The sequence below is a fragment of the Paraniabella hibiscisoli genome (genome assembly GCF_022512515.1).
In the GTDB taxonomy this organism is placed as follows: domain Bacteria; phylum Bacteroidota; class Bacteroidia; order Chitinophagales; family Chitinophagaceae; genus Niabella; species Niabella hibiscisoli.
Map to the genome: position 1 here is coordinate 196,026 of NZ_JAKWBK010000003.1, position 25,677 is coordinate 221,702.

Below are 25,677 nucleotides of genomic sequence, written 5' to 3' on the forward strand. Positions count from 1 at the left end.
CATGGCTTTTGGTAATCCCTACGGCGATGACTGGAATATAGCGCTGGTAATGGACTGCATTGAGAAGCTTGCCAATAGTGGTGTACAAACTATTACCCTGTCGGATACGATCGGATTAGCAACTGCAACATCTATCCGTGAAATTTTTAAAACCATTATGCCTTTGTATCCCGATATAGAAATCGGGTTGCATATTCATACGCATCAATATAACTGGCGGGAAAAATTGATGCGGCCTGGAAAGCCGGCTGCAGAAGCTACGACGGAGTAATAAACGGCATTGGTGGTTGCCCCATGACGGGCTACGAACTATTGGGTAATCTGAACACCCTTGACCTGCTGTCTTACCTCAACGCAGAGGATATTGCACACCATCTGGATGATGCTTTGATCAAAGATATTGCGTTCAGATATGGTACGTTCAACAATGATGAAACATTTAAGTATTAACATCACAAACAGCAACTATGAATAAAGTAGTATCCGGCGCAGAAGAAGCTATTAAGGGCATCGCCGATGGCATGACACTTTTAGTAGGGGGATTTGGCCTTTGTGGTATACCTGAAAACAGTATCGCGGCCCTGGTAAACAGCAGCGTTAAAAACCTGACCTGCGTAAGTAATAATGCAGGGGTAGACGATTTCGGACTGGGTCTGCTCTTACAAAAAAGACAGGTTAAAAAAATGATATCTTCCTATGTAGGTGAGAATGCAGAGTTTGAAAGACAGCTGCTCGCCGGCGAACTTGAAGTTGAATTAATACCACAGGGTACGCTGGCCGAACGATGCAGGGCCGGTGGCGCGGGCATTCCAGCCTTTTATGTTCCTGCGGGATATGGCACAGAGGTAGCCGAAGGCAAAGAGATCAGGGAGTTTAACGGCAAGCCTCATTTACTAGAGCAAGCCATTACCGGCGACTTTGCCATCATTAAAGCCTGGAAAGGCGACACGCATGGTAATCTGGTATACAGGGCTACTGCCAACAACTTTAATCAACCAATGGCGATGGCTGGTAAGATCACCATTGCAGAAGTCGAGGAATTGGTACCTGCCGGCACCCTCGATCCTGCCCAGGTCCATACAGCCGGTATTTTTGTTCAACGGATTTTTGAAGGAAAAAATTATGAGAAAAGGATAGAGAAGCTGACGGAGAAAGCTAGTGGGGAGTTAGCTAGTGGCAAGTAGGGAATGGCTAGCGCGAAGTAGGGATTGTTAAAATGAGAACATCTTTATAAACTATAAAACACCCGAATATGTTAGAATTATCACACAAAAACCTGCAGGCATACCAGTTTGCTTTGAAATTAGTAAAAGAAGTGTACCAACACACTCAAACCTACCCTAAGGAAGAACAATTTGTACTGGTCAGTCAAATTCGTAGAGCCGCCATTTCTGTTTGCAGTAACCTTGCGGAAGGTGCTGCCAGATCTTCGAAACTGGAGAAGAAAAGATTTTATGAAATATCAAGAAGCTCCTTAGTAGAAGTAGATACACAGATTGAAATTTCTCTTATACTAGATTATCTAAAAAAAGACAAGCTTGTAAAATTGGAAGAATATCTGGAAGCTGTATTTAAAATGTTAAGTAAAATGATCGACAACCTATCAGCTGACATTTAATGTCACCCCTATTTCCTATTTTCCACTTACTAAAAAGATAAAATGGGCCTCACAAAAGAACAAATAGCACAACGCATAGCCAGGGAATTACAGGACGGCTACTACGTAAACTTAGGTATTGGTATCCCCACCCTTGTTGCCAACTACATACCGGAAGGAATTGAAGTAGTATTACAATCAGAAAACGGCATGCTGGGTATGGGCGCTTTCCCCGAAAAAGGGCATGCAGATCCTGACCTGATCAATGCAGGTAAGCAAACTGTGACGATACAGCCGGGAGGCGTATTCTTCGATTCGGCTACTTCCTTTGCTATGATACGGGGTGGCCATGTAGATTTGACTGTTTTAGGCGCTTTTGAAGTGACCGACACGGGAGATATTGCCAGCTGGAAAATACCAGGTAAAATGGTAAAAGGCATGGGCGGGGCTATGGACCTGGTAGCGGCAGCTAAAAATATCATTGTCGCCATGCAACATACCAGCAAAGATGGCCAGTCGAAGCTTTTAAAAGCATGCACTTTACCCTTAACCGGCGTAGGATGCGTAAAAAAAGTTGTTACAGATTTGGCGGTATTGGATATTACTGAAGAGGGGTTTGTATTACTGGAAAGAGCTCCAGGTGTAAGCGTGGAAGAGATTCAAAAAGCTACGGATGGCCGATTAGTAATTAGAAGAGACATCCCGGAAATGCAGTTTTGATCTTATCTATAAATGCTTTTTCTGCAGTTGCTTTACCACAAAGACGCCAGCTCACGAAGAATATACTCTTTTCCGTTTCCTTGGCGACTTTACGCCCTCGGGGTTAAATTAAGCTATTTAAAATACAGGACATTAGCAACTTTCCGCTCCCCTTCATGATCCCATTTCCTGTTATCTGTTGGATAGTTAACAACACCCTTCTCCTTTATCCATAAGGTAGAAGAACCGCCACCATCGAAATTAATAGCACTTACACAGCCCAGCCAACGCATTACTTTAGTGAGCTCAAATAAATTCAAACCCTGCGAGTTCGCACTTCTACCATCAACTACCAGCATAATCACATGCCCCTTTTTTGTAATACCCATACAGGTTCTTGGATGCCTGGCTGTATTAAAACTCATTGAGTCCAGCGTCTCATCCTGCCGGTTAAAAATAAGTAAGGGTCCGTTCAGCATCACATCAGGCTCTTTCAACCATTCCTCCCAATTCACCAGGCCATCCCATTTCCTTATTTGAGGAACGCCATTCTCTCCCACAACTACTGCTGCTTTTTGGTGAAAATCGGGTTTTTCATTAGCTGCTTTGCGATTTACATTAATAACCTTCCCCTCTACTTTGGTAAAATCAACCGCTCCTCCATTCTTAACATCAAAAAAATTACCGTTTATTGCAGCAACAGGCTTCACTTCACCGGCGAAATCACTAACGGTTCTCAGCTTTTGAGGTTCGGCGCCCACATGAAAGGTATGCCGTCTGCTCTTCTTCACAAGTACATAACTGATATGCTGGTTAGCATTAAAAAGATTCTTACTGCTAAAATGATACTGGTATAATTTGGCCTTCCGGTCTATTTTCCTCGTCTTCCAGCTGGCGCTGGCAAAACTTACAGAATCATAATACTGGGCACTCGTTAAAGTGGTGATCAACAACAGGCCCAATAAGGCAATAATAGGTTTCATGCCGCTAATTTAGTCATGTTTAAGGGTATAAAGCAGGTAGATCGTATCTGCGACAGCATATTGCTACTTTTGTTAGCCATATGCAGAGTTTTTTCCCGAATACGGCCTTTCTTTATGTAGTTTTACTACGTTACGCATCATAATATTCGTTAAAGGCCAGGAGCATTTAACCAAAAAATAATAAGCAGTTTTTCTGAAATCAACTGTAAAAATAAAAAACAGATGAAAGTTGCCTATTGTAATGCTTTTACGTCTTAGTATCGCGGCGGATATTGATACCGGCAAAAGCCGGGCTGTTCATCAATCAGTCGATAAAAAATAAACGAATGAAAATTCTAAGAATAACAGCTGTTTTGACAGTTTTAATTATTGTACTACAGATGAGAACCAATGCACAGGTAAAAAATTACGATGCCGATTGGAAAATAGTAGAGGATCATATTAAAAAGGGGCTCCCGGCTTCGGCACTTGAAGCCGTAAAAAAATATATACCAGGGCAAAAACGGAAAAACAGGATGCCCAGCTGGTAAAGGCGATTGTTTACATGACCCAACTGCAGCAGGAAAACCGGGAAGAAAACCCGGCTCAACGTATCAAAGAAGTAGAGGCCGAAATACTTCAAGTCAAAGAACCGGTAACATCTTTGCTCAATAGCTACCTGGCCGGAATTTACCAGCAGTATTTTTCGATGAACCGGTATAAATTATATAATAGAACCAATACCGAAGGTTTTAAAAAAGAGGATATTGCTACCTGGACAATTGATGATTTTCATAAAAAGATAGGCGCGCTCTACCTGCTTTCCCTGAATGATAAAGAATTACTGCAAAAAACAAAACTGGCCAATTATGATGCGATCATTATAAAGGGAAATACGCGGAACCTGCGCCCTACACTGTTCGATCTGCTGGCACACCAGGCACTCCAATATTTTAAAAATGACGAGCGGGATATCAGCAAACCGGCATACCGTTTTGAGATCAACGATCCTCAGGCATTTAGCCCGGCCGCTACGTTTGCAAATATTCATTTCGCTACACAGGATTCTTTATCTCTTCAGCACAAAGCGTTAATCGTCTTCCAGGATTTAATAAAATTTCACTTAAACGATACGGACCCCAATGCGCTAATTGACGCAGATATTGAGCGATTGCAATACGTTCATTCAAAAATGTTGCTAAAACCTTCTTCCGCTACCAGCAAATCCACTGAGGAACCCAAAGGTCTGGAAGGGAAAGAATTACTCTATTATAACGCGCTCCTACAGCTAATCTCAAAATACAACAACGCTCCAGAAGTCAACCAGGCCCGTTATTTGTTAGCCACCATCCATCAGCAAAAAGGTAGCCAGTATGATCCCAACGGAGATACGACTTATCGCTATGAATTGGTAAAAGCAAAAGAAATCACTGATAAAATACTGGAGCAAAAGAAAGAAAATGAGGGATGGGTTAATGCCTATAATCTGAACAAAGATTTGATTCAACCTTATTTCTTATTCCAGGCGGAGCGGGTGAATATACCCAACGAGCCATTCAGGGTACTAGTGAATTTCAAAAACATAAGCAAACTTTACTGGCGCATCGTACCTGCTACCGCAGCATTAAAAAAGATAGTTAACAATGAACGGGGGACAACAATTACTGGAGTCAACTTTTGTCAGCCGCTTCTAAAAAAGCCTGGGAACAGTCCCTGCCAGTCAATACCGATCTTCAAACGCATGCCGCAGAAATCAAAATAGATGGCCTGCCTGGGGAATACTTTATTGTGGCATCAGTAAATAAAGACTTTTCAAGCACCAACAATATACTGGCAGCACGCTTCACCTATATCTCTAATATTAGTTATGTTAACAGGAACACAGATTTTTTTGTACTGAACAGGAATACCGGCCAACCATTGTCCGGCGCTGCCGTGCAGACCTACAAAAAAACATATGACTACAAAACCTATACTTACACCAAACAAAAAGCAGAAGCATATACTGCCGATCAAAATGGATACCTCAGGCTTAGCGATGCCGCTATTAAAGACCAGGGTGGTTCCAATCTTTTATTCGAAATAAAACATGCCAATGACCAGCTGTTTATAGAAGATGAAGTGTATTATTATTTTAGTACTTTAAATACACAGAACGACAAAAAAACAACGAGATCAGTTTTCCTCTTTTCCGACAGGAGCATTTATCGTCCCGGGCAAACGCTTTATTTCAAAGGGATCGTCGTGAATAGAAAAGCAGACCATACCGATCCGTCCATTCAAACCGATTATAAAACTACGCTTACCCTCACAGATGCCAATGGCCAAAAAGTAAGTGACCTGCAAGTGAACACCAATGAATATGGCTCTTTCAATGGACAATTTGTACTGCCACAAACGGGATTGAATGGCGTTTATAATTTGAATACATCAGACGGAACCGGCAATATCAGTATTCGCATGGAAGAATACAAGCGCCCGAAATTCTATGTAGATTTTGAAAAAGTGAAAGATGCTTATAAAGTAAACGAAGACGTAAAAATAACAGGGTATGCCAAAGCCTATGCCGGTAATAATATCGATGGAGCAAAGGTAAAATACCGTGTCGTTCGTGAGGTCCGCTTCCCCTATCCGTGGCTATTCTGGAGAGGCTATTTCCCCAGGTCTGAATCGATGGAGATCACGAATGGTGAAATACAAACCGGCAATGATGGAAAATTCGACATCAGCTTTAAAGCTATTCCTGACACAAAGCTCGATGTCAAAATGGACCCGGTTTTCGACTACCGTATTTATGCCGATGTTACAGATATTAATGGAGAAACCAGAAGCAATTCTGAAATGGTGTCAGCAGGTTATAAATCCTTGCTACTTAATGCATCTATTCCGTCCAAACTGGCCACAGACAGTTTAAACAAATTGTTTATCAGAACAGAAAACATGTCAGGTGTTTTTCAAAAAGCGATGTTGCTTGTAAAAGTTACCCGCTTAAATGCTGAGCAAAGATTATTGCGCCCGCGTTACTGGGAAAAACCAGACCAGTTTGTTTTTACCAAAGAAGAATATATCAGGCAGTTCCCTAACGATATATACAATAATGAAGATGATCCCAAAACATGGGGAAAAAGTGCAACTGTTACCGAGCAATCCGGCTCTTCAGATTCGACAAGTGTTTTTACATTGAATAAATTCAAATACCAGCCGGGGTTCTACGTTATAGAGATCCAAACAAAAGACAAAGAAGGTAATGAGATAAAAGACGTACAGTATCTTGAATTGTTTGATGCCAAAAAGCCAGAGCCGGTGTATCCGCAATACCTCTATAGTATAGCGCCCAAACCGGTAGAGCCTGGCGAAAAAACAAGCACGCAGGTAGGCACTTCGGCTAACAATATTTTTTAATACAGTATGTAAGCAAAAATAATCAGCCATTCTCATTCTTTAAGCTGGATAAAAGCAGCCGAACGTTTGACTTCACTCCTACAGAACAGGACCGTGGCGGATTTGCCAACAGCTACTTATTTGTAAAGAACAACCGCGTCTTCCAGGCAGATCATACAGTAATAGTTCCCTGGACCAATAAACAGCTGGATATTGAATATAGCAGCTTCAGGGATAAGACCCTGCCGGGGGCTGAGGAAAAATGGACGGTAAAAATATCTGGTCATAAAAAAGAAAAGGTAGCCGCCGAGCTGCTCGCCGGTATGTATGATGCGTCTTTAGATCAGTTCTATCCACACCAATGGAATCCGCCTTATATCTGGCGCAACAACTACAGTAATTATGCGTGGACCGGTAATACTAACTTCGATCACCTCCAGGCGCGTACGCAAAATAGCCTTCAATGGAACCGTAAAACTTATAACAGGCAATATGATAGATTTTATTGGGATAATGGCTGGGGAGGGCCGATTGGATTAGCAGGTGCTGCTCCTGGCCTGCGTCTCCGAGGTGCAGTAGCCGAAAGTGCCATGGATGAGGCCGTAGTAGTTGGGTATGGTATGCAAAAAGACAGTCTGTAACCGGTGCCGTATCACAGTTAGAAATGAAGGCAGCAGCGCCTGCAGCGATAGCCAGAGAAGAAGGAATGAAAGAACCTCCTGCTCTTTCCGATGGCAACAACGGTGTTGCGGTTCGTACAAATTTTAATGAAACAACCTTTTTCTTCCCCGACCTGAAAACCGACAAAAATGGTAATATCAGTTTTTCTTTTACGATGCCCGAGGCACTTACCAAATGGAAGTTCCAGGCTTTAACGCATACCAGAGATCTGGCAATGGCTTATAGCAGCAGAGAGATCATTACACAAAAAGACCTGATGGTGCAACCCAACCCGCCCAGGTTTTTGAGGGAGGGTGACAAAATGGAATTCAGCAGTAAAGTTGTCAATCTATCGGGCAAAGAAATTACCGGTATTGCAACGCTGCAATTGTTTGATGCGGCTACCAACGAACCCATGGATGGATGGTTCAAAAATGTAGTAGATAAACAATACTTTACTATTGGTGCAGGCCAAAGCCAGGCAATACAGTTCCCCATAGAAGTACCTTACCAGTTTAATAAGGCCCTTACCTGGCGTATAGTTGCCAAAGCAAATGACAATTCCATTTCTGACGGCGAGGAGAATATGCTTCCTGTACTTACTAACCGCATGCTGGTTACCGAATCCCTGCCACTTCATATGCGTGGCAGCGGCACTAAAAATTTCCGCTTCGACAAATTGATCAATAGCGGAAAAAGCGAAACCCTGACCAACCAGGCATTGACCGTTGAATATACCTCCAATCCTGTCTGGAACGCGGTGCAGGCCCTTCCTTATATGATGCAGTACCCTTACGAATGCGCGGAGCAAACATGGAATAAATATTATGCCAACTCCCTTGCTACGATGGTGGCTAACAGTTCACCCAAAATAAAGCAGGTATTTGAAAAATGGCGTACGGAAGACACGGCGGCTTTATTAAGCAATCTTCAAAAAAATGAAGAACTAAAATCTGTACTTCTGGAAGAAACGCCATGGGTTTTAGCGGCTAAAAGTGAAGCACAGCAAAAGAAGAACATCGCTGTTTTATTCGACCTCATGCGCATGAGCGGAGAACAAACCAAAGCCTATGAAAAACTGAGACAGTTACAAAGTTCGAACGGTGGATTTGTATGGTTTAAGGGAGGCGCTGATGATCGCTACATGACACAATATATTGTAACAGGTATAGGTCATCTAAAAAGATTGAAAGCTGTATCCGGGCTACAGGAGGCCAATTTAAATCGCCTGGTGCAGTCAGCTATCCCCTACCTGGACAATAAGATCAAAGAAGAATATGAGCAACTTCTGAAATACAAAACCAACCTGAAAGAATATGTACCTTCCTACTACGTGATCCAGTATTTATATATGCGCAGCTTCTTTCCACAGAACAAAATTGCTGAGGCAGCAACAAAAGCTGTAGATTATTTTAAAGAGCGCGCCAAACAAACCTGGACTCAACAAAACAAATATATGCAGGGCATGATCGCGCTAGCCGGCCATAGGGATAATGACCTGGCAACGCCGAAGTCGATCCTGAAATCGCTGAAAGAAACGGCCATCCGAAATGAAGAGCAGGGCATGTATTATAAAGATGCAAGCCGCAGCTGGTGGTGGTACGAAGCGCCTATCGAAAGGCAGGCATTGCTAATAGAAGCGTTTGAGGAAGCCGGAAATGATGCTAAGACCGCAGATGATTTAAGAACCTGGTTATTAAAAAACAAGCAAACCAATAACTGGGAAAGCACCAAAGCCACAGCTGAAGCTTGTTACGCGCTGTTATTACGCGGCTCCAACTGGTTAAGCAGCACTACTGATGTTAACATTGATTTAGGCGGAACAGCTATCAGCAGCGGAGAAAACAAGACAGAGGCAGGCACCGGCTATTTTAAAACAATTATAGAAGGCAGCAAAGTTAGGCCTGCAATGGGTAATATAGCCTTGACGGTGAAACAATCCGACGCCGGCTCTACGCTCCCAACATGGGGAAGTGTATACTGGCAATATTTCGAAGACCTGGATAAAATTACTACCGCAGCAACTCCATTACAATTAAGCAAAAAATTGTTTGTTGAAAAGAATACTGCCACCGGTCCTGTTCTGACCCCGGTTAACGAAGGCGATAAAATAAAAGTAGGTGACAAAGTAAAAGTGCGTATTGAATTAAGAGTAGATAGAGATATGGAGTATGTACACATGAAGGACATGCGGGCATCATCTTTTGAACCTGTAAATGTATTAAGTCAATATAAATGGCAGGGCGGCTTGGGTTATTATGAAACCACCAAAGATGCCAGCACCAACTTCTTCTTTAGCTATCTGCGTAAAGGCACCTGGGTATTTGAATATGTTTTGTTTGCTTCGTTACCTGGCAACTATAGTAATGGCATCACAAGCATTCAATGTATGTACGCTCCGGAATTCACTTCGCATAGCGAGGGGGTTAGAGTGAATGTTGAAAAATAGCAATGAGGCCTGCGATTGTCGCGGGCCTTTTTATGCATGTGTCTATTGAGCTTATACCCGCTGTCAGAGCAAACGTATCTAATTTTGATGGATGTTTTGCTTTTCTTTTGTTATCCTGGAGGGATGAAATTCTCCCTAAGTATACCGGAGTGGTATCTAAAGGCACCCCGAATGGCGTGAAATATCATCCCTTCGGGATTTTGGAATACCTCAAAACCTGCTTTTCTAATAATAAGACCAGCCCTCCAGGCTTAAATATTGTTTTAGATGGTTTGCCTTGCACCCGCTCTAATTCACAGGGTTTCTATCAGCTCAATTATGCTATCTTTATCAAAACCTTTCATTGTGAAAAAAATAATTTTTTCATCTTTTCCTCCTGCTCATCATCAGCGTCCAGGCTCAAAAAACCAAAGTAACGGTAGGTCCCGAACTGCTCACTTCTTTTAATCACGATCCTACGTTCCTGGGCATTGGCGGATCGGCCCAATTAGATATCTGGATCAAAGAAAGGCTTTGGCTGGGTGTAAACAGCGGCTATCTGCATTTCAAAAGCAATAAAAGTCTCCTAGGAGGTAACACCAGGCCTAACTATGGCGCCATACCGGTTTTGGGTGTAATCAAATATCCTTTGCCCATCCTTGCCGGGTTATATGGACAGGATATGTTTGGCTACACGTTTGCTCACAATGTAGCATTCGAAGACAACCGGCAAAAAGCGTCAGGAGGATTTACCTACTATTTTGCCCTTGGATACGAGTTTGCTGATCACTTCGATATTTCTGCCAAAGTAGGCCGTTCGCGTTTTAATAAAAAGATCGTCCGGTTAATGTAAACGAGCATAACCTGGGATTGAGGGTAGCTTACCTGTTTTAATGACAGGATATTTTTAATACAAGTAAGGCCATGGTTTAAACCATGGCCTTACTCAACAATATCTATTTATCTTTTATATAATTAACCCGCAGCCGGTTGCTCTAACATATTAGACTTTGCCGGGTCGCTATCTTTATCCGTAGGAGCTTTTTCAATCAACTCCATAAACTGATCCAGTTTAGGTGTAATGATGATTTCCGTACGACGATTTTTAATTTTACCTGCTTCCGTTGCATTATCGGCAATAGGATTAAATTCACCTCGACCACCGACAGTTAAACGCTTTGGCTCAACACCATAATTGTTTTGTAATGCCTGCACTACAGAAGACGCACGCAAAGAGCTCAGGTCCCAGTTATTGCGGATATTGGGACGGGTGATCGGCACATTATCTGTATTACCTTCAATCAGCACATCATAATCTTTGTAATCCTGGATGATCTTGGCAATTTTGCTCAAAGTCTCCCCTGCTTTATCTGATATTTCATAGCTTCCGGATTTGTACAGCATATTATCCGCCAGCGATATATATACCACGCCTTTCAATACTTTTACGTCAACATCTTTTAGTTCCTCACGGCTTAGCGAGCGGGTAAGATTGTTCGTTAAAACAATATTAAGCGAGTCGCTTTTATTTTTTGTATTCACCAAATGCTGAATGTATTTGTTCGAGGCATTTATTTCATCCACCAGTTTAGAAATGTTGACATTTCCCTGGCTGTTCTGGCTGATACTTTTATCTAAAGTTGCTTGCAAGGCGGCTAATGACTTTCTCAAAGAAGCATTATTCGCTTTTTCCTGCGCCAGCAGCTCTTCCAAACCTTTTACCCGCGCCTGGCTGGCGGATAAATCGGATAGCGCCAACTGTAACCGGCCATTCAGGTTGGCATAGTCACTCTGTAAGGCTGAAAATTTTTGGTGCTTACACAACCGGTCAACAACATACCGCTAACCAAAACTGCAGCTGGTCCAACTAAGAAACGTTTATCCATACTATCTATTTTTATCATTTAAAGAAACATTACCTTGCTTGAAAAGGGCCTAAAATGTACTTTCAATTTAGATAGGATGACAAATTAAATGCCTAAGTTGCACGATCATTAATTGTATTCATCCTAAAAATGAGCAGAAGGCAAAAATATCGCTCGCAAGATATTACCTTTTAAACAGGTATACATTAAAAAAACTATAATAAAACTTTAAAATTGAAATCCGGAAAAATCATAATTGTTGGACAAGGAGTGTCGGGAACACTATTCTCATGGTTTTGCGAACAACACAATTTAGATTTCATTCTTATAGATAATGTTATAAAAAATAGTCCATCTAAAACTGCTGCGGGTTTAATTAATCCGGTAACCGGGAGGCGCGTAGTTACGGTTTGGATGGATGATATCATTTTGCCTTTTGCAGAAAAAACCTACGGGGAAATGGGGAGACTACTTGGTATAGAAGCAATTTCCAAAATGGATATTGTAGACTTCTTCCCCAACCCTTTTATGAAGGAAAGCTTTCTCAAAAAAATGAACCAGCAGGCACCCTATATCAGCCTGGCAAAAGATGAGCAGTACTTAAGTGAATACTTCAACTATGAATTTGGGACAGGAATTATAGACCCCGCTTACATTGTATACCTTCAACAACTATTACCTGCCTGGCGTCAGCACTTGCAGGCAGAAGGCAAATTTATAGATGAGGCTTTTGATTTTGCCCAACTACAGGTTTCGGATACGGGCGTGCAATATGGAAACATTTTAGCTGATACCATTGTTTTTTGCGATGGTGTTGCAGGAAGTGAAAACCCTTACTTTAATTTACTTCCCTTTGCTTTGAACAAAGGCGAAGCGATCATTATTGAGGCGCCTGATCTCCCCGCTGGTCATATCTACAAAAAATCGATGACACTGGCACCATTTGGTGAGGCCGGCATTTTCTGGGCAGGTACCAACTATATATGGGAATATGACGACGAACACCCCACCGAAGCCTTTAGGAAATCGACAGAACAAAACCTAAATAGCTGGCTAAAAGTACCCTATAAAATAATAGATCATAAAGCCGCTGTTCGTCCGGCAACAGTAGAGCGCCGGCCTTTTGTAGGGCTGCATCCGGTTTATAAAAATGTGGGTATTTTAAATGGCATGGGCACCAAGGGTTGCTCATTGGCTCCCTACTTTGCTTCACAGTTGGTTCAACATATAGTGCGCCAACACCCTATTGAAAAAGAGGCCGATCTTGCCAGGCATACCCGTATTCTTTCGCGTAGTCAGCTATAAAAATACTTACGGCTCACTTCATTTAGTGATGCCTGTTACTTGCCACCCCTGCTGCATTTCATTACTTTTAGTCTGCTAAAGCAGGCCTTCTATATGCTTTCAGCCAACTATTTAACCAATTTGTATGGCAAAGAAAACATCGGCATCCACTGTTATCAAACTACATGGGCAAAAACAGGCAGCGTCCATCATTGAGCAGTCCTTAACAAGCGAATATTTCACACTCGACGAAAGCTATCAATTAAGTGCAACCAGGGCCGAAGGTGAAGAGCAACTTATTACATTAACTACTGAAGACTATATTCAGCTCACCTTCAGCGATGCCTCTACCTGGTTTGGCAATAAAGAAACGCTGGGCGAAATATTTCCGGAAATAGAGCTGCTAAACCGCTCGGGTGAGCCGGCAACGCTACCTGTATTGCTGATGTCAGACGATACTACAAGAAGTATTGCCAGCCAGGCTGTGCTTAAATTTTTCCAGAAATACACTAAAAAAGCAGTGAACACCGGGCTGATCAAAATTGCAGAAAACTACCAGAAAAAATCATTGGAGAACAGAAGTGGTTTATACCTTGTAGATCCTGCCTTTAATCTTCAGCCTTATAAAAGTATCGACACCACAAAACCCGTGCTGCTATTCCTTCACGGTACTGCTTCCTCAGCAAAAGGCTCTTTTGCCGAACTAACCACTGGTAATATATGGAAAGAACTGATACAGGTATACGGCAGTAATATACTTGCCTTCGAGCATGAAACCCTTACCAAAAGCCCGCTGCAGAATGTTGCAGAGTTAATGAAACAAATTCCGGCTAACAGCACTATCGATATTATTTCTCATTCGCGTGGCGGATTGGTAGGTGATACATTAATGCGTTTTACAGAAGATGCAGATGGCTTTATGGATGAAAGTATAGCACTACTTGAAGAAGCCGAACGTAAAGATGACCTGCAATACATTAAGGCATTGCAAAAATCAGCTGCTTCAAAATCCGTAAAGATCAATCGTTTTGTAAGAGTAGCTTGTCCTGCAAAAGGAACGTCTCTTTTAGGCAAACGGGTAGATATTTTCCTCAATGTATTGATCAACCTCATCAATGTATCGAGTCCTGTATTAATGCCGCTGGTCGAGGGATTAAAAGCCATTATCAGCCAGGCCCTGGAAAGTAAAGCAAATGTTGAAGTATTGCCCGGTTTAGAAGCAATGAACCCGGAATCGGTTTTCCTTAAATGCCTGAATACCGTAAGTAGTTACGATAACGAATTGCCCCGGGGATTTGATAATCGCTTATTGGTTATATCCGGCAATAGTAAGTTCAGCATAAGTTTAAACGGACTCAAAGTATTACTTACAAAATTCTTCTTTAAATGGGACCAAAACGACCTGGTGGTAGATACAGCCTCAATGTACCAGGGAGCCCGTCGTAAAACAGCGATCCAGTATTTTTTAGATGACGGCAGTAATGTGAGCCATTTCAACTATTTCACTAATAAAAAAACACAAGACGCGATACTGCTGGCCTTAACAGCCACAACCGACCGTATTACTACATTCAAAGAAATGGAGGTAGAAAATTATGCGGCATTAAGCAGGGGCGTTTGGCCTGGATGGAGGAAAGCTGGGCATTGTAAAAGCAACAGGCAAAAAACCAATTGTATTGTTATTGCCCGGCATTATGGGTTCCTTCCTTGAAAAAATAATAAGCCCCTTTGGATCAACTACCTGGCGTTCGCCTTTGGCGGATTAACCAAATTAAAAATAGAGAACACAGATATTATTGCCACCGGTATCATCAAAACTGCTTATAAGGACCTCGTTGCCTATTTGTCTGCCAGCTATGACGTGGAGGTATTTCCATTCGATTGGCGCCGGCCCATATCAGAATCGGGTACCGCTCTTAACCGACGCATACTTGAACTGCAAAAACTAAAACAGCCCGTTTCTCTGGTAGGACATTCCATGGGCGGATTGATCATCAGGGATATGGCGATCAGCTATCCCGACACCTGGACCTGGCTCAACGCGCAACCCTCTTTCAGAACGGTTTTATTAGGTACACCCTGGATGGGATCATATCGTATACCGCACGTATTGAGTGGTAAGGATTCTATCATCAGGCAGTTGGATACTATTGACTTTGCGCATTCTAAAGGGGGACTGATCAATATGTTTGCAAAGTTCCCGGGCTATTGGGACTCTTGCCCGTAAGCAACAATGATATAGACTTCAGCAACAAAAAAGAATGGGAAGTATTTGCCAAAGCGACCGGCTTAAAATGGACGATCCCGGATGACCAGCTATTGTCAGCGTTTGCTGATTTCAGAAAAAAGATCAACCATAACCTGGAGCAACTCAACCATCAGAAAATTATTTATGTAGCCGGCAAAGATGATGAAACTGTAAGTGGCTACAGCTACGAGAATGGACAATTACAGTTTAAAACCACTGCAGAGGGAGATCAAAGTGTTACCTGGGCTACCGGTATTCCCGCAGGCATTAACAGGCAAACCAGTTTATATTACACCAATGCCACACATGGTGGACTAACCACTCAGAAATACCTGTTCCAGGGAATCAAAGACCTACTAGACAGAGGAACTACAGAAATGGCGGAGTTTAGCCGCAAGCCCTTAGCTATCCAGTCCACCGGTCGCAGTATGGCAAAAGAGGAATATAATTTTGAGATCAATGAAAGAGCCATTGAATCGAATCTACTAGGACTGGGTCTGGATGCGTTTGTAGAGAAAACCAATACGCCTATCCTGAAAGTTTCGGTAAGCAAGGGCGATATGATCTACGCCAGCTACCCGGTAATGCTGGGACATTTTGCCAATGATGGCATTTATGGCGCGGAAACGATTGCCAATAAATACCTCAATAATATACTATCATTAAAACATTCGTTAGGTATATACCCAGGCAATATTGGCTCCCATACTTTTTTCAAAGACAATGCATCTTTGTTTAAAGGATGCATTGTAGCCGGATTAGGGCAGGCAGAATTTCTGAATAGTTATCAGCTGGCTAAAACTGTTGAAAGTGCTGTAGCCGATTACCTGCTTACTTTTAGCAGGAACCATTTCAGAAAGAACAACTCGAAAAATAAGATCGGTTTGTCGTCGCTGATTATTGGAGCAGGTTATGGAGGAATGGCTATTGAAAGTTCCTGTCGTGCTATTATGCAGGGTATTATTAATGCCAACGATAAGGTACAGAAACTGACAGGCAATGAAGATCTGTATGTAGATGAGCTGGAATTTGTAGAGTTGTTTGAAGACAAAGCCATTACCTGTTTTTATAGCCTTACTAACTTCATTAATGGCAATAGTGATGGCATGAATATTTTCTGGAAGGAAAGAAAAATAAAAAGTCTGTTCGGCGCACGCAAACGCTTGCTGGTGGATAATAATGTAACCTGGTGGCAACGGTTAAGCGTGGTAGCCAATAACGGCTTACAGCAGGATAAAAATAAAACGGACAAAACACTTTCTTATTACTCAAGCACCAATAACGCAAGGGAAGAAAAAAGAGCTGCATCATAACCTGCCCCTGATAGAAGCGTTACTGGATGATATCTCTATCAAAAAAACTGGTCCTTCGATAAAGCTAAAGCTATTTTTGAATTGCTTATCCCAACCGATTTTAAGGAGAATATCCGTCGCAACTCTCCTATCCTTTGGGTCTTAGATAAATTCACCGCTTCTTTCCCCTGGGAATTATTACAAACCGGTTCGGCTGCAGAAAAGCCTTTATGTGTAACAGCAGGCATGATCCGGCAATTAGCCACTTCAGATTACAAGACCAGCAACCCGGTTAAAACCAATAATGCATTGGTGATAGGCGATCCTGATCTGAATGGCTTTACCAAAGCCGGGCAATTACCAGGTGCAGAAAAAGAAGCCCTGACCGTAACTGATCAGCTTAAAGCCGCCAAAGAACTAACCCTTGAGGGACCGTTGATCCATGCCAGCAGCGATGAAATACTAACGGCACTTTTTAAACAGGACTATAAAATTGTACATATTGCAGGTCATGGTTTTTTTGATGAAAAAATCCTGCAGCCTCCGGCGTGCTGATTGGTAAAATGAAGGACAGCGACGAGCCTATGTTTTTAACGCCTCATCACATCAACCAGCTGCCTTCAACACCAGAGTTTGTTTTCATCAACTGCTGTTTCCTGGGCAGGATTAATCCTTATGCCGAAGAATATTCAGCCAACCGGTTTAAGCTGGCCGCCAATATCGGTACCCAGCTAATAGAAAATGGCGTGAAAGCCGTAATAGTAGCCGGCTGGGAAGTAGACGACAGCGCAGCCTTGGCCTTTGCAGAGATATTTTATGAAAAGATGCTGGCCGGGTATAATTTTGGTGAAGCTGTATTAGCAGCGCGTCAACATGTGTATAATAAATTCAGCTATTCTAATACCTGGGGCGCTTTTCAATGCTATGGCCAGCAACACTACTCCTTTGAACTGAAAAGAGGCGGCAACTGGCAGGAAAGAACCTACCATATTGCCCAGGAGGCAGAGAACGACCTCGATAACCTTTTAAGCAAAACAGAAGTAGCTTTTTATGATTCGGAAGATTTGCTGAACGAGCTGCAATCCATATCCAAAGCTATTGATGAAGCTAAGTTTACCCATGCAGAAATGCGCCAGAAAGAAGCCCAGGCCTATATGGAGCTGAACGATTATGAAACTTCCACAACACTCTACGATAAGCTATTTCAGAATGAAAACGCCCGCTTCGATGTTACTGCCTTAGAGAACTACCAGAATATGGCAGTTAATAAAGAAGTGAGCAGGTATCTGAAAGATGCTACCGACACTGTATCTATAATAGAGAAAATTGATAGCAGTATCAACAATCTCTATTACCTGTTACAGATATGGGAAACCGGTCACCGGCTGGCTTTACTGGGAAGCGCCTTTAAGCGCAAAGGATTTGTATTGGCATCAGATAAGAAAAACGAAAAAGACAAAATAGCAGCCCTTGAAGCCTCCGCCCACTATTACCGGCAGGCCTTCGAAAAAACGGGAACCAGCTATACTTATTCCAACTGGATCATACAGGAAGCCTTTATTGTTAAGGCCAAGCAGCAAAAATGGGGGCAGGATGTAACCCGTCATGCAAAGCGTTACAAATTACCCACGCTGGCACAGATAGAAAAACAGTTGGTTGAGATGGAGAAAATCAACACAGATAATGATTATGAACAAGTGTATTGGGATATAACCGAAACCATTGATATAGCTTTGTGCCGTTATATCCTGAAGCCTTCTGAAAAAAGCTTCCAGGACCTGGCTAAAAAATTAAAGCATATATGGGCTTTGGCCGGCTCCAAAAACAAACAACAAAAACAGGTGATCAATCTTCGCATACTGGCGCACTATGCCAGCTTCGCGGGAATGAATAGTATTGAAAAGAAATTGAACGGCTTTGTAACAGAACTTTAATAAGCCTTCCTATTAATCGCATTTTGCGAGCATTCTTGCAAGGAATTCACCAATAGTAAACTTGACATTTTCGTTTTCCTACCGCTTTCGACGGGATGCTCGCCGGACCGTGTAGTTATTATCAGCTCACTGCTAAGGTAAGCGAACCTAATCGCTTATAAATGTTTAAAAACGGACAACCGATACTTAAAATGCGCAATAGGGCAAGAGTTAAATTATTGGTTTACTGATTGAATTTAAAATACTATTTCGGATATTTGAGAGTTGTTCGTCATTTTAAGAATCGACGCCATTGAACAGAACTATAGACCCCACTACGCCAAGCCGCGAACCGTTAGTGGCAATGCTGCGAACCGTGGACACTTCGAAAATTTGAGAACTGGAAATGAATTTTAAATGATACAATCAAAATACATTCTCGATATAATGGATTTAGCCTTTGACGAGTTTGAATACGAAGACTTAATTCGACAGCAAATCCCGTTTCTTACAGAAAAGAAAAGAGAACATACAGGAGTAGGACTATATATATACTTTTTTGCAGACACAACAATTGAACACTATAGAGAATACCGACTAAAAAAGTACTAAATTTTGACACCGAGGGACAACCGACAGAAATGATAAATGGAGTTGAAGTCAAAAATGACAAGTTGAGTATTTTGGCCGACGCAACAATACATTTGCGGAATGGACTTATTGACTGTGTTGAAATCTGGAACAAGAACGGTGAAGATTACCCTCTAGACGAATTTAGCAATTATGAGTTAACTCAAATTTGTCGTGACAATTCCCAAAGACGAACAATCTTAAGATGATTAGCGGATAGAGAAGGCACAGCCCATAACACGGGGTTTCCGTCAGGCGGGCTGACGAGAAAAGTAAATCATCCTACACAAAAAAGCATTAGAGAATAATCAATATTTTGTACTCTAATTTCCGCCCGCTTCAAAGCCCAGGGACGTTAGCGGTTATTTTATTTGACGCCTCATGCATGACAACACAAAGGAAACTTTCTTAAAGTCGTTGAACATGTTACTTATATTGACAATAAAGACAAATTATTTTTATCTCTTGACCCACATAATCCCGACATTGTTTTTGAAATTGCAACATTCACAGACATCAACGATAAATGGTATATGTTTCAATAATAAATTCCTTTTATATGACAAGAAACACAATCGCAATATTTCTTTTTTGTTTGACGCTTTCTGCTTGTAGACAGATTAAAAATTTTGAAACAATAAATGGCTTAACAATTGATCCCAATATCAAAAGTGAAGTTGAGAAACATATTGAAACTTCCAAAGAATATGAAATGTTTGGGGACAAAATGCAAGTCTATTTAAACTCCGGCGAAATTCAATCATACGAAAATGATAGTTTAATTTTTACAACAAAAATTGGGAAGAACAAAACACCTTTCAAATCTTTCTACTTATGGCATAACGACACATTGACAATTGACGGGGCATATGGCATTTGGGGTGGCAGCGGTTTCGGAATTGAAATTGTAAATAACAAAGCCAGACTCTATCATATGTTGAGTTCTGACGATTTTCCGACTTATGCCTATAATGAAAAAGATAGTTTGATTTTTAGACTTGAAGTTCCCTGTACTGACACAAAAATTACGTTATCTGAAATTCCAGACTCAACGAAAAAACAAATTATTTACGGTTATATTGAATTTAAGAGTGAAAACTTTTATTCAAGCAGTGGTTCGGAAAATAACCAAGAAATCTTGCCAAGACGAAAAATAAGAAACAATATGAAATTGTATTTTAAAAGCGGATACTTAAACTTTAAAACAAAATGACCAAATAAGGCTGCCAATAACAAGCAGTTTGGTAAAAGAGCGGAGTAATGGCTAAGTTCAACGTTTGCACTATGCTTCCAATTTCGGCACATTAACTTACACAAACAAACTGACAAATTAACGAATTATGCGGATAGCTTTTACAGGTTCACATAGAGTAGGAAAAACAACTCTGGCTGAAGAAATCGCGGACATCTTACCCGGCTATGACTTTAGAAATGAGCCATACCTGCAACTCGAAGAGGGAGGACATTTGTTTTCGGAAATACCAACATTAGAAGATTATATCAAGCAATTCACGTTTTCTGTGAAACAAACAAAAAATAGTAAAAACGATGTGATTTTTGACCGTTCTCCATTAGATATACTGGCATACATTTATACCCTTAGTCGAACAAAAAACATACAAATACTCTACGAGGAAATGACCTCAGCTATGTCGCAAATTGACCTCTTAGTTTTTGTACCCATAGAAAAGCCTGATTTAATAATATGCCAGGACTCAGACTTACCAGATTTACGACGCGAAGTAAATGACATATTACAGGATTGGATTGAAGATTTGAATAACGAAATTTTAGAGGTGACAGGAAGTTTAGAGAACAGGAAAAAACAATTACTGAATAAAATATACAAATAGACCCAATAAAGAAAATATACTGCGTAAGTAGTTTACGTCAGGCTGGCTTTAGTGCAAATGCATGCCGCGCTTTTATAAAACAAAAATGATGCATCCCTCAATACGGCATTGTTAATGCTTAGCGTTCATAAAAACTTTTATACAACAATGGAAAAATACTTAAAACCCATAAACGAATTCCTGGAAAAAAATGATTGGTTTGCAGAAGAGGCGGAGTTCATTACTTACAATATGATATTGTAGACAAAATGGAAGCAGATGAAATTGGCTTTGAAGCGGTAGAAACTGTCCTTCAATTGATGGAACAAAATCCATTGGTGGAATTTGGAACCCCGGGACCATTGACACATTTTATAGAAAAGTTTTATAAAGAGTATCAGGAGAAGTATGAAAGTTTATTAATTAAATCTACCGAGAGTAACCCTACCGTTCATACAATCTGGCTATTAAATCGTGTAATAAATGGCAACAAAGGTGAAAAACAAAAAGTACTCATTAAGCTGTTAGACTCCATAAGTAAAAACAAAGAAGTAGAGCAAGAGATAAGAGATATTGCTATCAATTTTTTAAAATATCACGAAGAGCAATGATTGTTTTCCATTAAGATGAACGTCAATATCATTTATCCTCAATACTGCGGAAAATTAAATTATACACTGCAAATTTGCGGTGGATGTTCTTTAAAGCAACCGAGTGAATAAAATGACCCAAAAACATAATCCTGTTGTCTACTTTGAGATCCCTGTTAACGATATGGACAGAGCTATTCATTTTTATAGAACGGTATTTCAATTTGATTTCGTAAAAGAAATGATCGACGGGAACGAAATGGCTTCATTCCCGTTTGCTGATGATTATGCAGGTATATCAGGGGCATTGGCAAAAGGAGCAATATACCAACCGACAAAAAACGGTGCATTGATTTACTTTAGCACAAACAATATTGATGAAGCGCTAAAACGGGTTATTGAAAACGGCGGACATATTCTGTATCCTACAACCAACAATGGGATTGGCTTGGTTGCTGAATTCGAAGACAGCGAAGGCAACAGGATTGCCCTGTCTCAAATTATTAAATGAAAACCAACGAACCTCCGATAATACATAACATGCACATAGAAACACACCATATAAATGGCATTAAAGCAGCTGAAATTGTGATGGATGAAATTATTCTGCGAACTACAGCAGAGGGCCTGGACTTACTGGGCAACCTCTACTACCAGGGGTTTGACAAGATCATTATTCACAAGCGAAATATCACTCCCGATTTTTTTGATCTTAAAACCGGGATTGCCGGAGATATACTTCAAAAATTCGCGCAGTATCAAATGCCCCTGGTGATTGTTGGGGATTTCTCAACCTTCGACAGTAAAAGCCTGCATGATTTTATTTTTGAGAGTAACAAAGGAAAACAAATCAATTTTGTTAGTACCCTTTCAGAGGTTGTCAAATAATTTCAATCTGACTATCCCACCCGTAAACTTTCGGATTGTCGTTTAAGATTGCTATGTTTACTTTTAAAATACCCAATGAGAAAACTTATAGCTGCCATAAATATGACGCTTGATGGCTTTTGCGATCACACAGCCGTCGATCCTGATCAGGAGATACACCAGCATTACGCTGATCTACTGAACAATGCAGACACAGCACTTTATGGAAGAATCACCTACGAGCTGATGGAGTATTGGCGAACTGTATTGGATAGCCCGACAGGAAACAAAGCCACAGACGAGTTTGCCAGAACTATAGACCAGATACCTAAAGTAGTATTTTCGCGCACTTTGAAACAGGTGGACTGGTCAACTTCAAAACTGGCCAACAGGGATATCGAGTCAGAAGTTCTTGAACTTAAACAACAAAACGGCGGGGATATTCTGGCTTGTAGCCCAGGCCTGATTGTAGCATTAACGAAGTTGAATTTAATAGATGAATACCAGATTTGCATGCACCCGGTTATTGCTGGCGGAGGCTTACCGTTATTCAAAGGCATTCCCGAAACAATTCTACTTCGATTGGTAAAAACAAAAACTTTTAATTCGGGTGCGGTGATATTCTACTATGCGACAACAAAAAAGTCGAAGATACATACACGTAGCATCCAGCTTATTATATAAAATACTCTACCTGATATGAGACTTACAAAACTCAGCATTATCGTTGGTTTAATTTTAATATATGGCTTAGCCAATGGACAAGAACGTAAGTCCGCCAAACTGATTCAATCAATGGGAGACTATATTCATAGGTCTACAGCGATGTTATTTCCTGAGCAAATCGAAGATTATAAAAGGAAGTCCATTTATTCATTTACAAAAACAGAAGATAACATTGACGTAACTTACGAAAAACCGGGTTCAACTTCCGTGGCCATCAATATCTACCCTGCAGGTTACGCCAACGAAGGTAGATTGAGAAACGAATATCTAAAAGTCTTCAGGCCATTACAAATAAAGCAAATAAAATTGTTGGGTTCGAACAAAATCCGATTCGCAGAGTAGGTAGTCGATATATTTGTAATGGTTTTAAGGCTATGGTACAACCGAACAATAAACAGGAAATCACTCAGTTGATTTTATATGAATGTGGAACATGGTTTCTTAAAATAACGATTGTTTCAAAAAACTTAAATACCCATGACCCTAACGAAGCCCTGGAGGAGCTATTTCTAAATAAATATGACCCCGCCAAATTAACAGGGCTGAAATTACTGAACCTAGAATCTGATTTTCTGGTTGCGCCGGCCCTGGGCAAAGACAGAATCAGGGCAAAATATGTTATGAGCAGTGGATTAAAGAAACTGGAGTGGGCCAATACCCATGTCCCGGAAAACGAAAGGGTATCAGGGTTTCCAGATTTATATCTGGATATGCATATCGAAGCATTTAGGGAATTAGCCAAAGGCAGTGCAGCAGACAGCGTACCCACTAATGACATAGGCGAGTTAATAGCCTATGTAAATCTGGTAATAAAGGCGGGATACTTGCCGGAGTTTATTATGAAACAGTACCACATGGTAATGATTGTACGGGATGATATGAAACTAGACTTTGAAGGCTATGAAAAGTTCACAAAGGATCAGAATAACTTTTCTATTGAACCGGGCAAACACTATTACCTCATAAGATATCCTGAACAAAAGTAATTAAATTCCGAGGTCAGTTTTAAGTGCCTATTAAAAGCAACATGTATGAACAAAGTAAACTTAGAAGAAAAATCCCTCCTATTTTCTGAATACTGGTCCCCAAAAATTGTAGGTGAGCTCAATGGGCAAAATGTAAAACTTGCTAAATTTAAAGGCGAATTTGTTTGGCATAAACATGACAAAGAGGATGAAATGTTTTTTGTTGTAGAAGGTACGATGAAAATAGAATTTCGTGACAAAACGGTTCTATTGAACAAGAACGAATTTCTAATTGTACCCAAGGGAGTAGAACATAAGCCCGTTGCGGAAAATGAAGTTCTGGTGATGCTATTTGAACCGGCTACAACACTGAACACAGGCGATACTCAAAACGAGCTTACCCAGCACAAATTAGATTGGATATAAAGCTATCCACAACATATAGTATTTGAAGGGTTTTTATGTTGAAAGATATTATGCAATCCTGACTTACTGTAGCAGTTAAAATAGAAACCTGAGTCTTTATATGAATCGTAATGTCAAAGCAATTACAAACTACTTTATAAAGAGACCCAGGAATATTTTCCTGCTTGATAGCCTAGGGGCCATGTTGACTGCATTTTTCCTCCTGGTAGTATTGAGGAGTTTCAGCAAGCATATTGGCATACCTAAAACAACACTCACTTACCTTTCCATCGTAGCAGCTTGTTTTTGCTTTTATTCGGCAGCCTGTTTTTTATTCCTGAAGAAAAATTGGGCACGGTTTATCAGGCTAATTGGAATGGCAAATCTGTTGTACTGCATGGTAACGCTGGGTCTGCTCATGCACTATGCCGCGCTGCTCACAACCATGGGCCTGGCTTACTTTTTAGGTGAAATAATTATTATAGGCAGTATTGTTTATATAGAGCTAAAAGTAGCGACTGCAAGTAAATGAGCAAGTGTTATCATTACAGCGATGGCAAAAACTGTATCCCCAGGTCTTTTATATCCTTAGCTTTGTAACTATGAACCCTACACCAGTTACCCATTTACAAAAAATTAAAAAGCTTTACAACTTACCAGAGAACGATAATGCAGGGTTTGATGAAAGTGAAATAATAGCGCTCGAAAAACGACTGCGCGTTCAATTACCGGCTGAGCTTAGAAATTATTACCTGGAACTGGGTAAAAATGAACCTATTAATTATTCGCATAACAGGCTTTTAAAACCAGGAAAAGAAATCAGGTTCTCCAAGGACCGGTACCTGGTTTTTATAAGGAAAACCAGGCCATATCATGCTGGGGTATTAAGGAGGCTGACCTGCTATTGTGCAACCCACCCGTTTGGGGAAATTATGGGACTGCAAGAAAAACCGGATTGGTATTTAGAAACCGGGGGCACTGATCTTTCTTTTTGTTAATGGCAGTGTACAATGGCACCCTGGGCGGGTTGCGTTATAATGCCAACTATTTAAAACCTGTAAACGCCGACGTATATCAATACATCGAAAGCAACTGGACGCTCGTACCTGAAATTTCCTGGGAAAAGCAAAAAGTATACACCGACAATTTTGAAGCGGTCATTAGTCTTTCGCTTGATGACCGTAACAATTGTGTTGCTATTTTCGCCGGCAGCAACAATCAGGAGCTGTTCGACAAGATACTAGACCATATTAATGTTGATTGGTCGTACGTATCTTATGAAGACGAGGAGGCGGAAGATGACTAGTGCCCTAAGACTAGCAACAGCTACTTA

At 41.0% G+C, this 25,677-nt stretch carries 31 protein-coding genes; 29 read left to right on the forward strand and 2 right to left on the reverse strand.

Features of this window, described 5'->3' with window-relative positions; genetic code table 11:
- Nucleotide 1 precedes the first annotated feature (1 nt).
- From MKP07_RS40315 to MKP07_RS32135, 5 genes are all read left to right on the forward strand, one after another.
- Entirely contained in the window at nt 2-271 is a 270-nt protein-coding gene (locus MKP07_RS40315) for a beta/alpha barrel domain-containing protein (RefSeq protein ID WP_262920100.1), read from the forward strand.
- 23 nt (nt 272-294) lie between these two features.
- Nucleotides 295-450: a hypothetical protein gene (locus MKP07_RS32120; protein WP_240852163.1), complete on the forward strand. Its 156-nt coding sequence runs from the start codon at nt 295-297 to the stop codon at nt 448-450.
- A gap of 17 nt (nt 451-467) precedes the next feature.
- Complete coding sequence (locus MKP07_RS32125; protein WP_240852164.1) at nt 468-1,184, forward strand: CoA transferase subunit A; 717 nt, start codon at nt 468-470, stop codon at nt 1,182-1,184.
- Nucleotides 1,185-1,252: 68 nt separating this feature from the next.
- The gene (locus tag MKP07_RS32130; RefSeq protein WP_240852165.1) at nt 1,253-1,618 is read left to right on the forward strand and encodes a four helix bundle protein; all 366 of its coding nucleotides are present in this window, start codon (nt 1,253-1,255) and stop codon (nt 1,616-1,618) included.
- Nucleotides 1,619-1,660: 42 nt separating this feature from the next.
- Nucleotides 1,661-2,317: a CoA transferase subunit B gene (locus tag MKP07_RS32135; RefSeq protein WP_240852166.1), complete on the forward strand. Its 657-nt coding sequence runs from the start codon at nt 1,661-1,663 to the stop codon at nt 2,315-2,317.
- 113 nt (nt 2,318-2,430) lie between these two features.
- On the opposite strand, the gene MKP07_RS32140 is transcribed toward MKP07_RS32135, so the two are convergent.
- A complete protein-coding gene (locus MKP07_RS32140; protein WP_240852167.1) occupies nt 2,431-3,279 on the reverse strand; it encodes a phosphodiester glycosidase family protein in 849 nt (282 codons plus the stop codon).
- Nucleotides 3,280-3,605: 326 nt separating this feature from the next.
- Between MKP07_RS32140 and MKP07_RS32145 the strand changes: the two genes are divergently transcribed.
- The 6 genes from MKP07_RS32145 (at nt 3,606) to MKP07_RS32170 (ending at nt 10,580) form a co-directional block, all read left to right on the forward strand.
- Nucleotides 3,606-3,809 carry a hypothetical protein gene (locus MKP07_RS32145; protein WP_240852168.1) on the forward strand — a complete coding sequence of 68 codons (204 nt, stop codon included), beginning with the start codon at nt 3,606-3,608 and terminating at the stop codon, nt 3,807-3,809.
- A 14-nt stretch (nt 3,810-3,823) separates the two neighbouring features.
- Nucleotides 3,824-5,020, forward strand: a complete 1,197-nt coding sequence (locus MKP07_RS32150; protein WP_240852169.1) for a hypothetical protein — start codon at nt 3,824-3,826, stop codon at nt 5,018-5,020.
- Nucleotides 4,936-6,660, forward strand: a complete 1,725-nt coding sequence (locus MKP07_RS32155) for an MG2 domain-containing protein (protein ID WP_240852170.1) — start codon at nt 4,936-4,938, stop codon at nt 6,658-6,660. The genes MKP07_RS32150 and MKP07_RS32155 overlap by 85 nt, the downstream gene beginning before the upstream one ends.
- A 302-nt stretch (nt 6,661-6,962) precedes the next feature.
- Nucleotides 6,963-7,280 carry a hypothetical protein gene (locus MKP07_RS32160; RefSeq protein ID WP_240852171.1) on the forward strand — a complete coding sequence of 106 codons (318 nt, stop codon included), beginning with the start codon at nt 6,963-6,965 and terminating at the stop codon, nt 7,278-7,280.
- A 23-nt stretch (nt 7,281-7,303) separates the two neighbouring features.
- Nucleotides 7,304-9,748, forward strand: coding sequence for an alpha-2-macroglobulin family protein (locus MKP07_RS32165; RefSeq protein WP_240852172.1), 2,445 nt, complete (start codon nt 7,304-7,306; stop codon nt 9,746-9,748).
- Nucleotides 9,749-10,355: 607 nt separating this feature from the next.
- Entirely contained in the window at nt 10,356-10,580 is a 225-nt protein-coding gene (locus MKP07_RS32170; protein ID WP_240852173.1) for a hypothetical protein, read from the forward strand.
- A 122-nt stretch (nt 10,581-10,702) separates the two neighbouring features.
- Here MKP07_RS32170 and MKP07_RS32175 read toward each other — a convergent pair whose 3' ends face one another.
- A complete protein-coding gene (locus MKP07_RS32175) occupies nt 10,703-11,551 on the reverse strand; it encodes an OmpA/MotB family protein (protein WP_240852174.1) in 849 nt (282 codons plus the stop codon).
- A 275-nt stretch (nt 11,552-11,826) separates the two neighbouring features.
- Between MKP07_RS32175 and MKP07_RS32180 the strand changes: the two genes are divergently transcribed.
- The 18 genes from MKP07_RS32180 to MKP07_RS32260 all read left to right on the forward strand — a co-directional run bounded on the left by MKP07_RS32180 (nt 11,827) and on the right by MKP07_RS32260 (nt 25,650).
- A complete protein-coding gene (locus MKP07_RS32180) occupies nt 11,827-12,897 on the forward strand; it encodes an NAD(P)/FAD-dependent oxidoreductase (protein ID WP_240852175.1) in 1,071 nt (356 codons plus the stop codon).
- A 124-nt stretch (nt 12,898-13,021) separates the two neighbouring features.
- Nucleotides 13,022-14,587 carry a DUF7379 domain-containing protein gene (locus MKP07_RS32185; RefSeq protein ID WP_240852176.1) on the forward strand — a complete coding sequence of 522 codons (1,566 nt, stop codon included), beginning with the start codon at nt 13,022-13,024 and terminating at the stop codon, nt 14,585-14,587.
- 132 nt (nt 14,588-14,719) lie between these two features.
- The gene (locus MKP07_RS32190) at nt 14,720-15,103 is read left to right on the forward strand and encodes an esterase/lipase family protein (RefSeq protein ID WP_240852177.1); all 384 of its coding nucleotides are present in this window, start codon (nt 14,720-14,722) and stop codon (nt 15,101-15,103) included.
- Nucleotides 15,085-16,437, forward strand: coding sequence for a hypothetical protein (locus tag MKP07_RS32195; RefSeq protein ID WP_240852178.1), 1,353 nt, complete (start codon nt 15,085-15,087; stop codon nt 16,435-16,437). The genes MKP07_RS32190 and MKP07_RS32195 overlap by 19 nt, the downstream gene beginning before the upstream one ends.
- Nucleotides 16,438-16,509: 72 nt before the next feature.
- The gene (locus MKP07_RS43270) at nt 16,510-16,971 is read left to right on the forward strand and encodes a CHAT domain-containing protein (RefSeq protein WP_394803756.1); all 462 of its coding nucleotides are present in this window, start codon (nt 16,510-16,512) and stop codon (nt 16,969-16,971) included.
- Nucleotides 16,965-18,350, forward strand: a complete 1,386-nt coding sequence (locus MKP07_RS43275) for a CHAT domain-containing protein (RefSeq protein WP_394803740.1) — start codon at nt 16,965-16,967, stop codon at nt 18,348-18,350. The genes MKP07_RS43270 and MKP07_RS43275 overlap by 7 nt, the downstream gene beginning before the upstream one ends.
- A 1,168-nt stretch (nt 18,351-19,518) precedes the next feature.
- Nucleotides 19,519-20,172, forward strand: a complete 654-nt coding sequence (locus tag MKP07_RS32205) for a hypothetical protein (protein ID WP_240852179.1) — start codon at nt 19,519-19,521, stop codon at nt 20,170-20,172.
- A gap of 127 nt (nt 20,173-20,299) precedes the next feature.
- Entirely contained in the window at nt 20,300-20,812 is a 513-nt protein-coding gene (locus MKP07_RS32210; protein WP_240852180.1) for an AAA family ATPase, read from the forward strand.
- Between the two features lie 248 nt (nt 20,813-21,060).
- Complete coding sequence (locus tag MKP07_RS32215) at nt 21,061-21,402, forward strand: hypothetical protein (protein WP_240852181.1); 342 nt, start codon at nt 21,061-21,063, stop codon at nt 21,400-21,402.
- Between the two features lie 112 nt (nt 21,403-21,514).
- The gene (locus tag MKP07_RS32220) at nt 21,515-21,892 is read left to right on the forward strand and encodes a VOC family protein (RefSeq protein WP_240852749.1); all 378 of its coding nucleotides are present in this window, start codon (nt 21,515-21,517) and stop codon (nt 21,890-21,892) included.
- A gap of 29 nt (nt 21,893-21,921) precedes the next feature.
- On the forward strand, nt 21,922-22,269 hold the full coding sequence (locus MKP07_RS32225; protein ID WP_240852182.1) for a DUF4180 domain-containing protein: 348 nt from the start codon (nt 21,922-21,924) through the stop codon (nt 22,267-22,269).
- Between the two features lie 75 nt (nt 22,270-22,344).
- A complete protein-coding gene (locus MKP07_RS32230) occupies nt 22,345-22,932 on the forward strand; it encodes a dihydrofolate reductase family protein (RefSeq protein ID WP_240852183.1) in 588 nt (195 codons plus the stop codon).
- 15 nt (nt 22,933-22,947) lie between these two features.
- A complete protein-coding gene (locus tag MKP07_RS32235; protein ID WP_240852184.1) occupies nt 22,948-23,316 on the forward strand; it encodes a hypothetical protein in 369 nt (122 codons plus the stop codon).
- Nucleotides 23,317-23,384: 68 nt separating this feature from the next.
- Nucleotides 23,385-23,960 (forward strand): hypothetical protein, encoded by a 576-nt coding sequence (locus MKP07_RS32240; RefSeq protein WP_240852185.1) that lies wholly within the window; start codon nt 23,385-23,387, stop codon nt 23,958-23,960.
- Between the two features lie 45 nt (nt 23,961-24,005).
- The gene (locus tag MKP07_RS32245) at nt 24,006-24,365 is read left to right on the forward strand and encodes a cupin domain-containing protein (RefSeq protein ID WP_240852186.1); all 360 of its coding nucleotides are present in this window, start codon (nt 24,006-24,008) and stop codon (nt 24,363-24,365) included.
- Between the two features lie 100 nt (nt 24,366-24,465).
- Nucleotides 24,466-24,876, forward strand: coding sequence for a hypothetical protein (locus MKP07_RS32250; RefSeq protein ID WP_240852187.1), 411 nt, complete (start codon nt 24,466-24,468; stop codon nt 24,874-24,876).
- A 4-nt stretch (nt 24,877-24,880) separates the two neighbouring features.
- The gene (locus tag MKP07_RS32255; RefSeq protein ID WP_240852188.1) at nt 24,881-25,342 is read left to right on the forward strand and encodes an SMI1/KNR4 family protein; all 462 of its coding nucleotides are present in this window, start codon (nt 24,881-24,883) and stop codon (nt 25,340-25,342) included.
- Entirely contained in the window at nt 25,342-25,650 is a 309-nt protein-coding gene (locus tag MKP07_RS32260; RefSeq protein ID WP_240852189.1) for a hypothetical protein, read from the forward strand. The genes MKP07_RS32255 and MKP07_RS32260 overlap by 1 nt, the downstream gene beginning before the upstream one ends.
- The last annotated feature ends 27 nt before the right edge of the window (nt 25,651-25,677 follow it).

Excerpts from the sequence above, each read along its gene's own strand:
- MKP07_RS32145 (WP_240852168.1), top strand. The coding sequence starts at position 3,606 with ATGAAAATTCTAAGAATAACAGCTGTTTTGACAGTTTTAATTATTGTA.
- MKP07_RS32210 (WP_240852180.1), top strand. The coding sequence starts at position 20,300 with ATGCGGATAGCTTTTACAGGTTCACATAGAGTAGGAAAAACAACTCTG.
- MKP07_RS32260 (WP_240852189.1), top strand. The coding sequence starts at position 25,342 with ATGGCAGTGTACAATGGCACCCTGGGCGGGTTGCGTTATAATGCCAAC.
- MKP07_RS32225 (WP_240852182.1), top strand. The coding sequence starts at position 21,922 with ATGCACATAGAAACACACCATATAAATGGCATTAAAGCAGCTGAAATT.
- MKP07_RS32215 (WP_240852181.1), top strand. The coding sequence starts at position 21,061 with ATGGAAGCAGATGAAATTGGCTTTGAAGCGGTAGAAACTGTCCTTCAA.
- MKP07_RS32165 (WP_240852172.1), top strand. The coding sequence starts at position 7,304 with ATGAAGGCAGCAGCGCCTGCAGCGATAGCCAGAGAAGAAGGAATGAAA.
- MKP07_RS40315 (WP_262920100.1), top strand. The coding sequence starts at position 2 with ATGGCTTTTGGTAATCCCTACGGCGATGACTGGAATATAGCGCTGGTA.
- MKP07_RS32245 (WP_240852186.1), top strand. The coding sequence starts at position 24,006 with ATGAACAAAGTAAACTTAGAAGAAAAATCCCTCCTATTTTCTGAATAC.
- MKP07_RS32205 (WP_240852179.1), top strand. The coding sequence starts at position 19,519 with ATGACAAGAAACACAATCGCAATATTTCTTTTTTGTTTGACGCTTTCT.
- MKP07_RS32185 (WP_240852176.1), top strand. The coding sequence starts at position 13,022 with ATGGCAAAGAAAACATCGGCATCCACTGTTATCAAACTACATGGGCAA.
- MKP07_RS32220 (WP_240852749.1), top strand. The coding sequence starts at position 21,515 with ATGACCCAAAAACATAATCCTGTTGTCTACTTTGAGATCCCTGTTAAC.
- MKP07_RS32125 (WP_240852164.1), top strand. The coding sequence starts at position 468 with ATGAATAAAGTAGTATCCGGCGCAGAAGAAGCTATTAAGGGCATCGCC.
- MKP07_RS32230 (WP_240852183.1), top strand. The coding sequence starts at position 22,345 with ATGAGAAAACTTATAGCTGCCATAAATATGACGCTTGATGGCTTTTGC.
- MKP07_RS32140 (WP_240852167.1), bottom strand. The coding sequence starts at position 3,279 with ATGAAACCTATTATTGCCTTATTGGGCCTGTTGTTGATCACCACTTTA.
- MKP07_RS32120 (WP_240852163.1), top strand. The coding sequence starts at position 295 with ATGACGGGCTACGAACTATTGGGTAATCTGAACACCCTTGACCTGCTG.
- MKP07_RS32135 (WP_240852166.1), top strand. The coding sequence starts at position 1,661 with ATGGGCCTCACAAAAGAACAAATAGCACAACGCATAGCCAGGGAATTA.
- MKP07_RS32235 (WP_240852184.1), top strand. The coding sequence starts at position 22,948 with ATGAGACTTACAAAACTCAGCATTATCGTTGGTTTAATTTTAATATAT.
- MKP07_RS32160 (WP_240852171.1), top strand. The coding sequence starts at position 6,963 with ATGTATGATGCGTCTTTAGATCAGTTCTATCCACACCAATGGAATCCG.
- MKP07_RS32150 (WP_240852169.1), top strand. The coding sequence starts at position 3,824 with ATGACCCAACTGCAGCAGGAAAACCGGGAAGAAAACCCGGCTCAACGT.
- MKP07_RS32250 (WP_240852187.1), top strand. The coding sequence starts at position 24,466 with ATGAATCGTAATGTCAAAGCAATTACAAACTACTTTATAAAGAGACCC.
- MKP07_RS32130 (WP_240852165.1), top strand. The coding sequence starts at position 1,253 with ATGTTAGAATTATCACACAAAAACCTGCAGGCATACCAGTTTGCTTTG.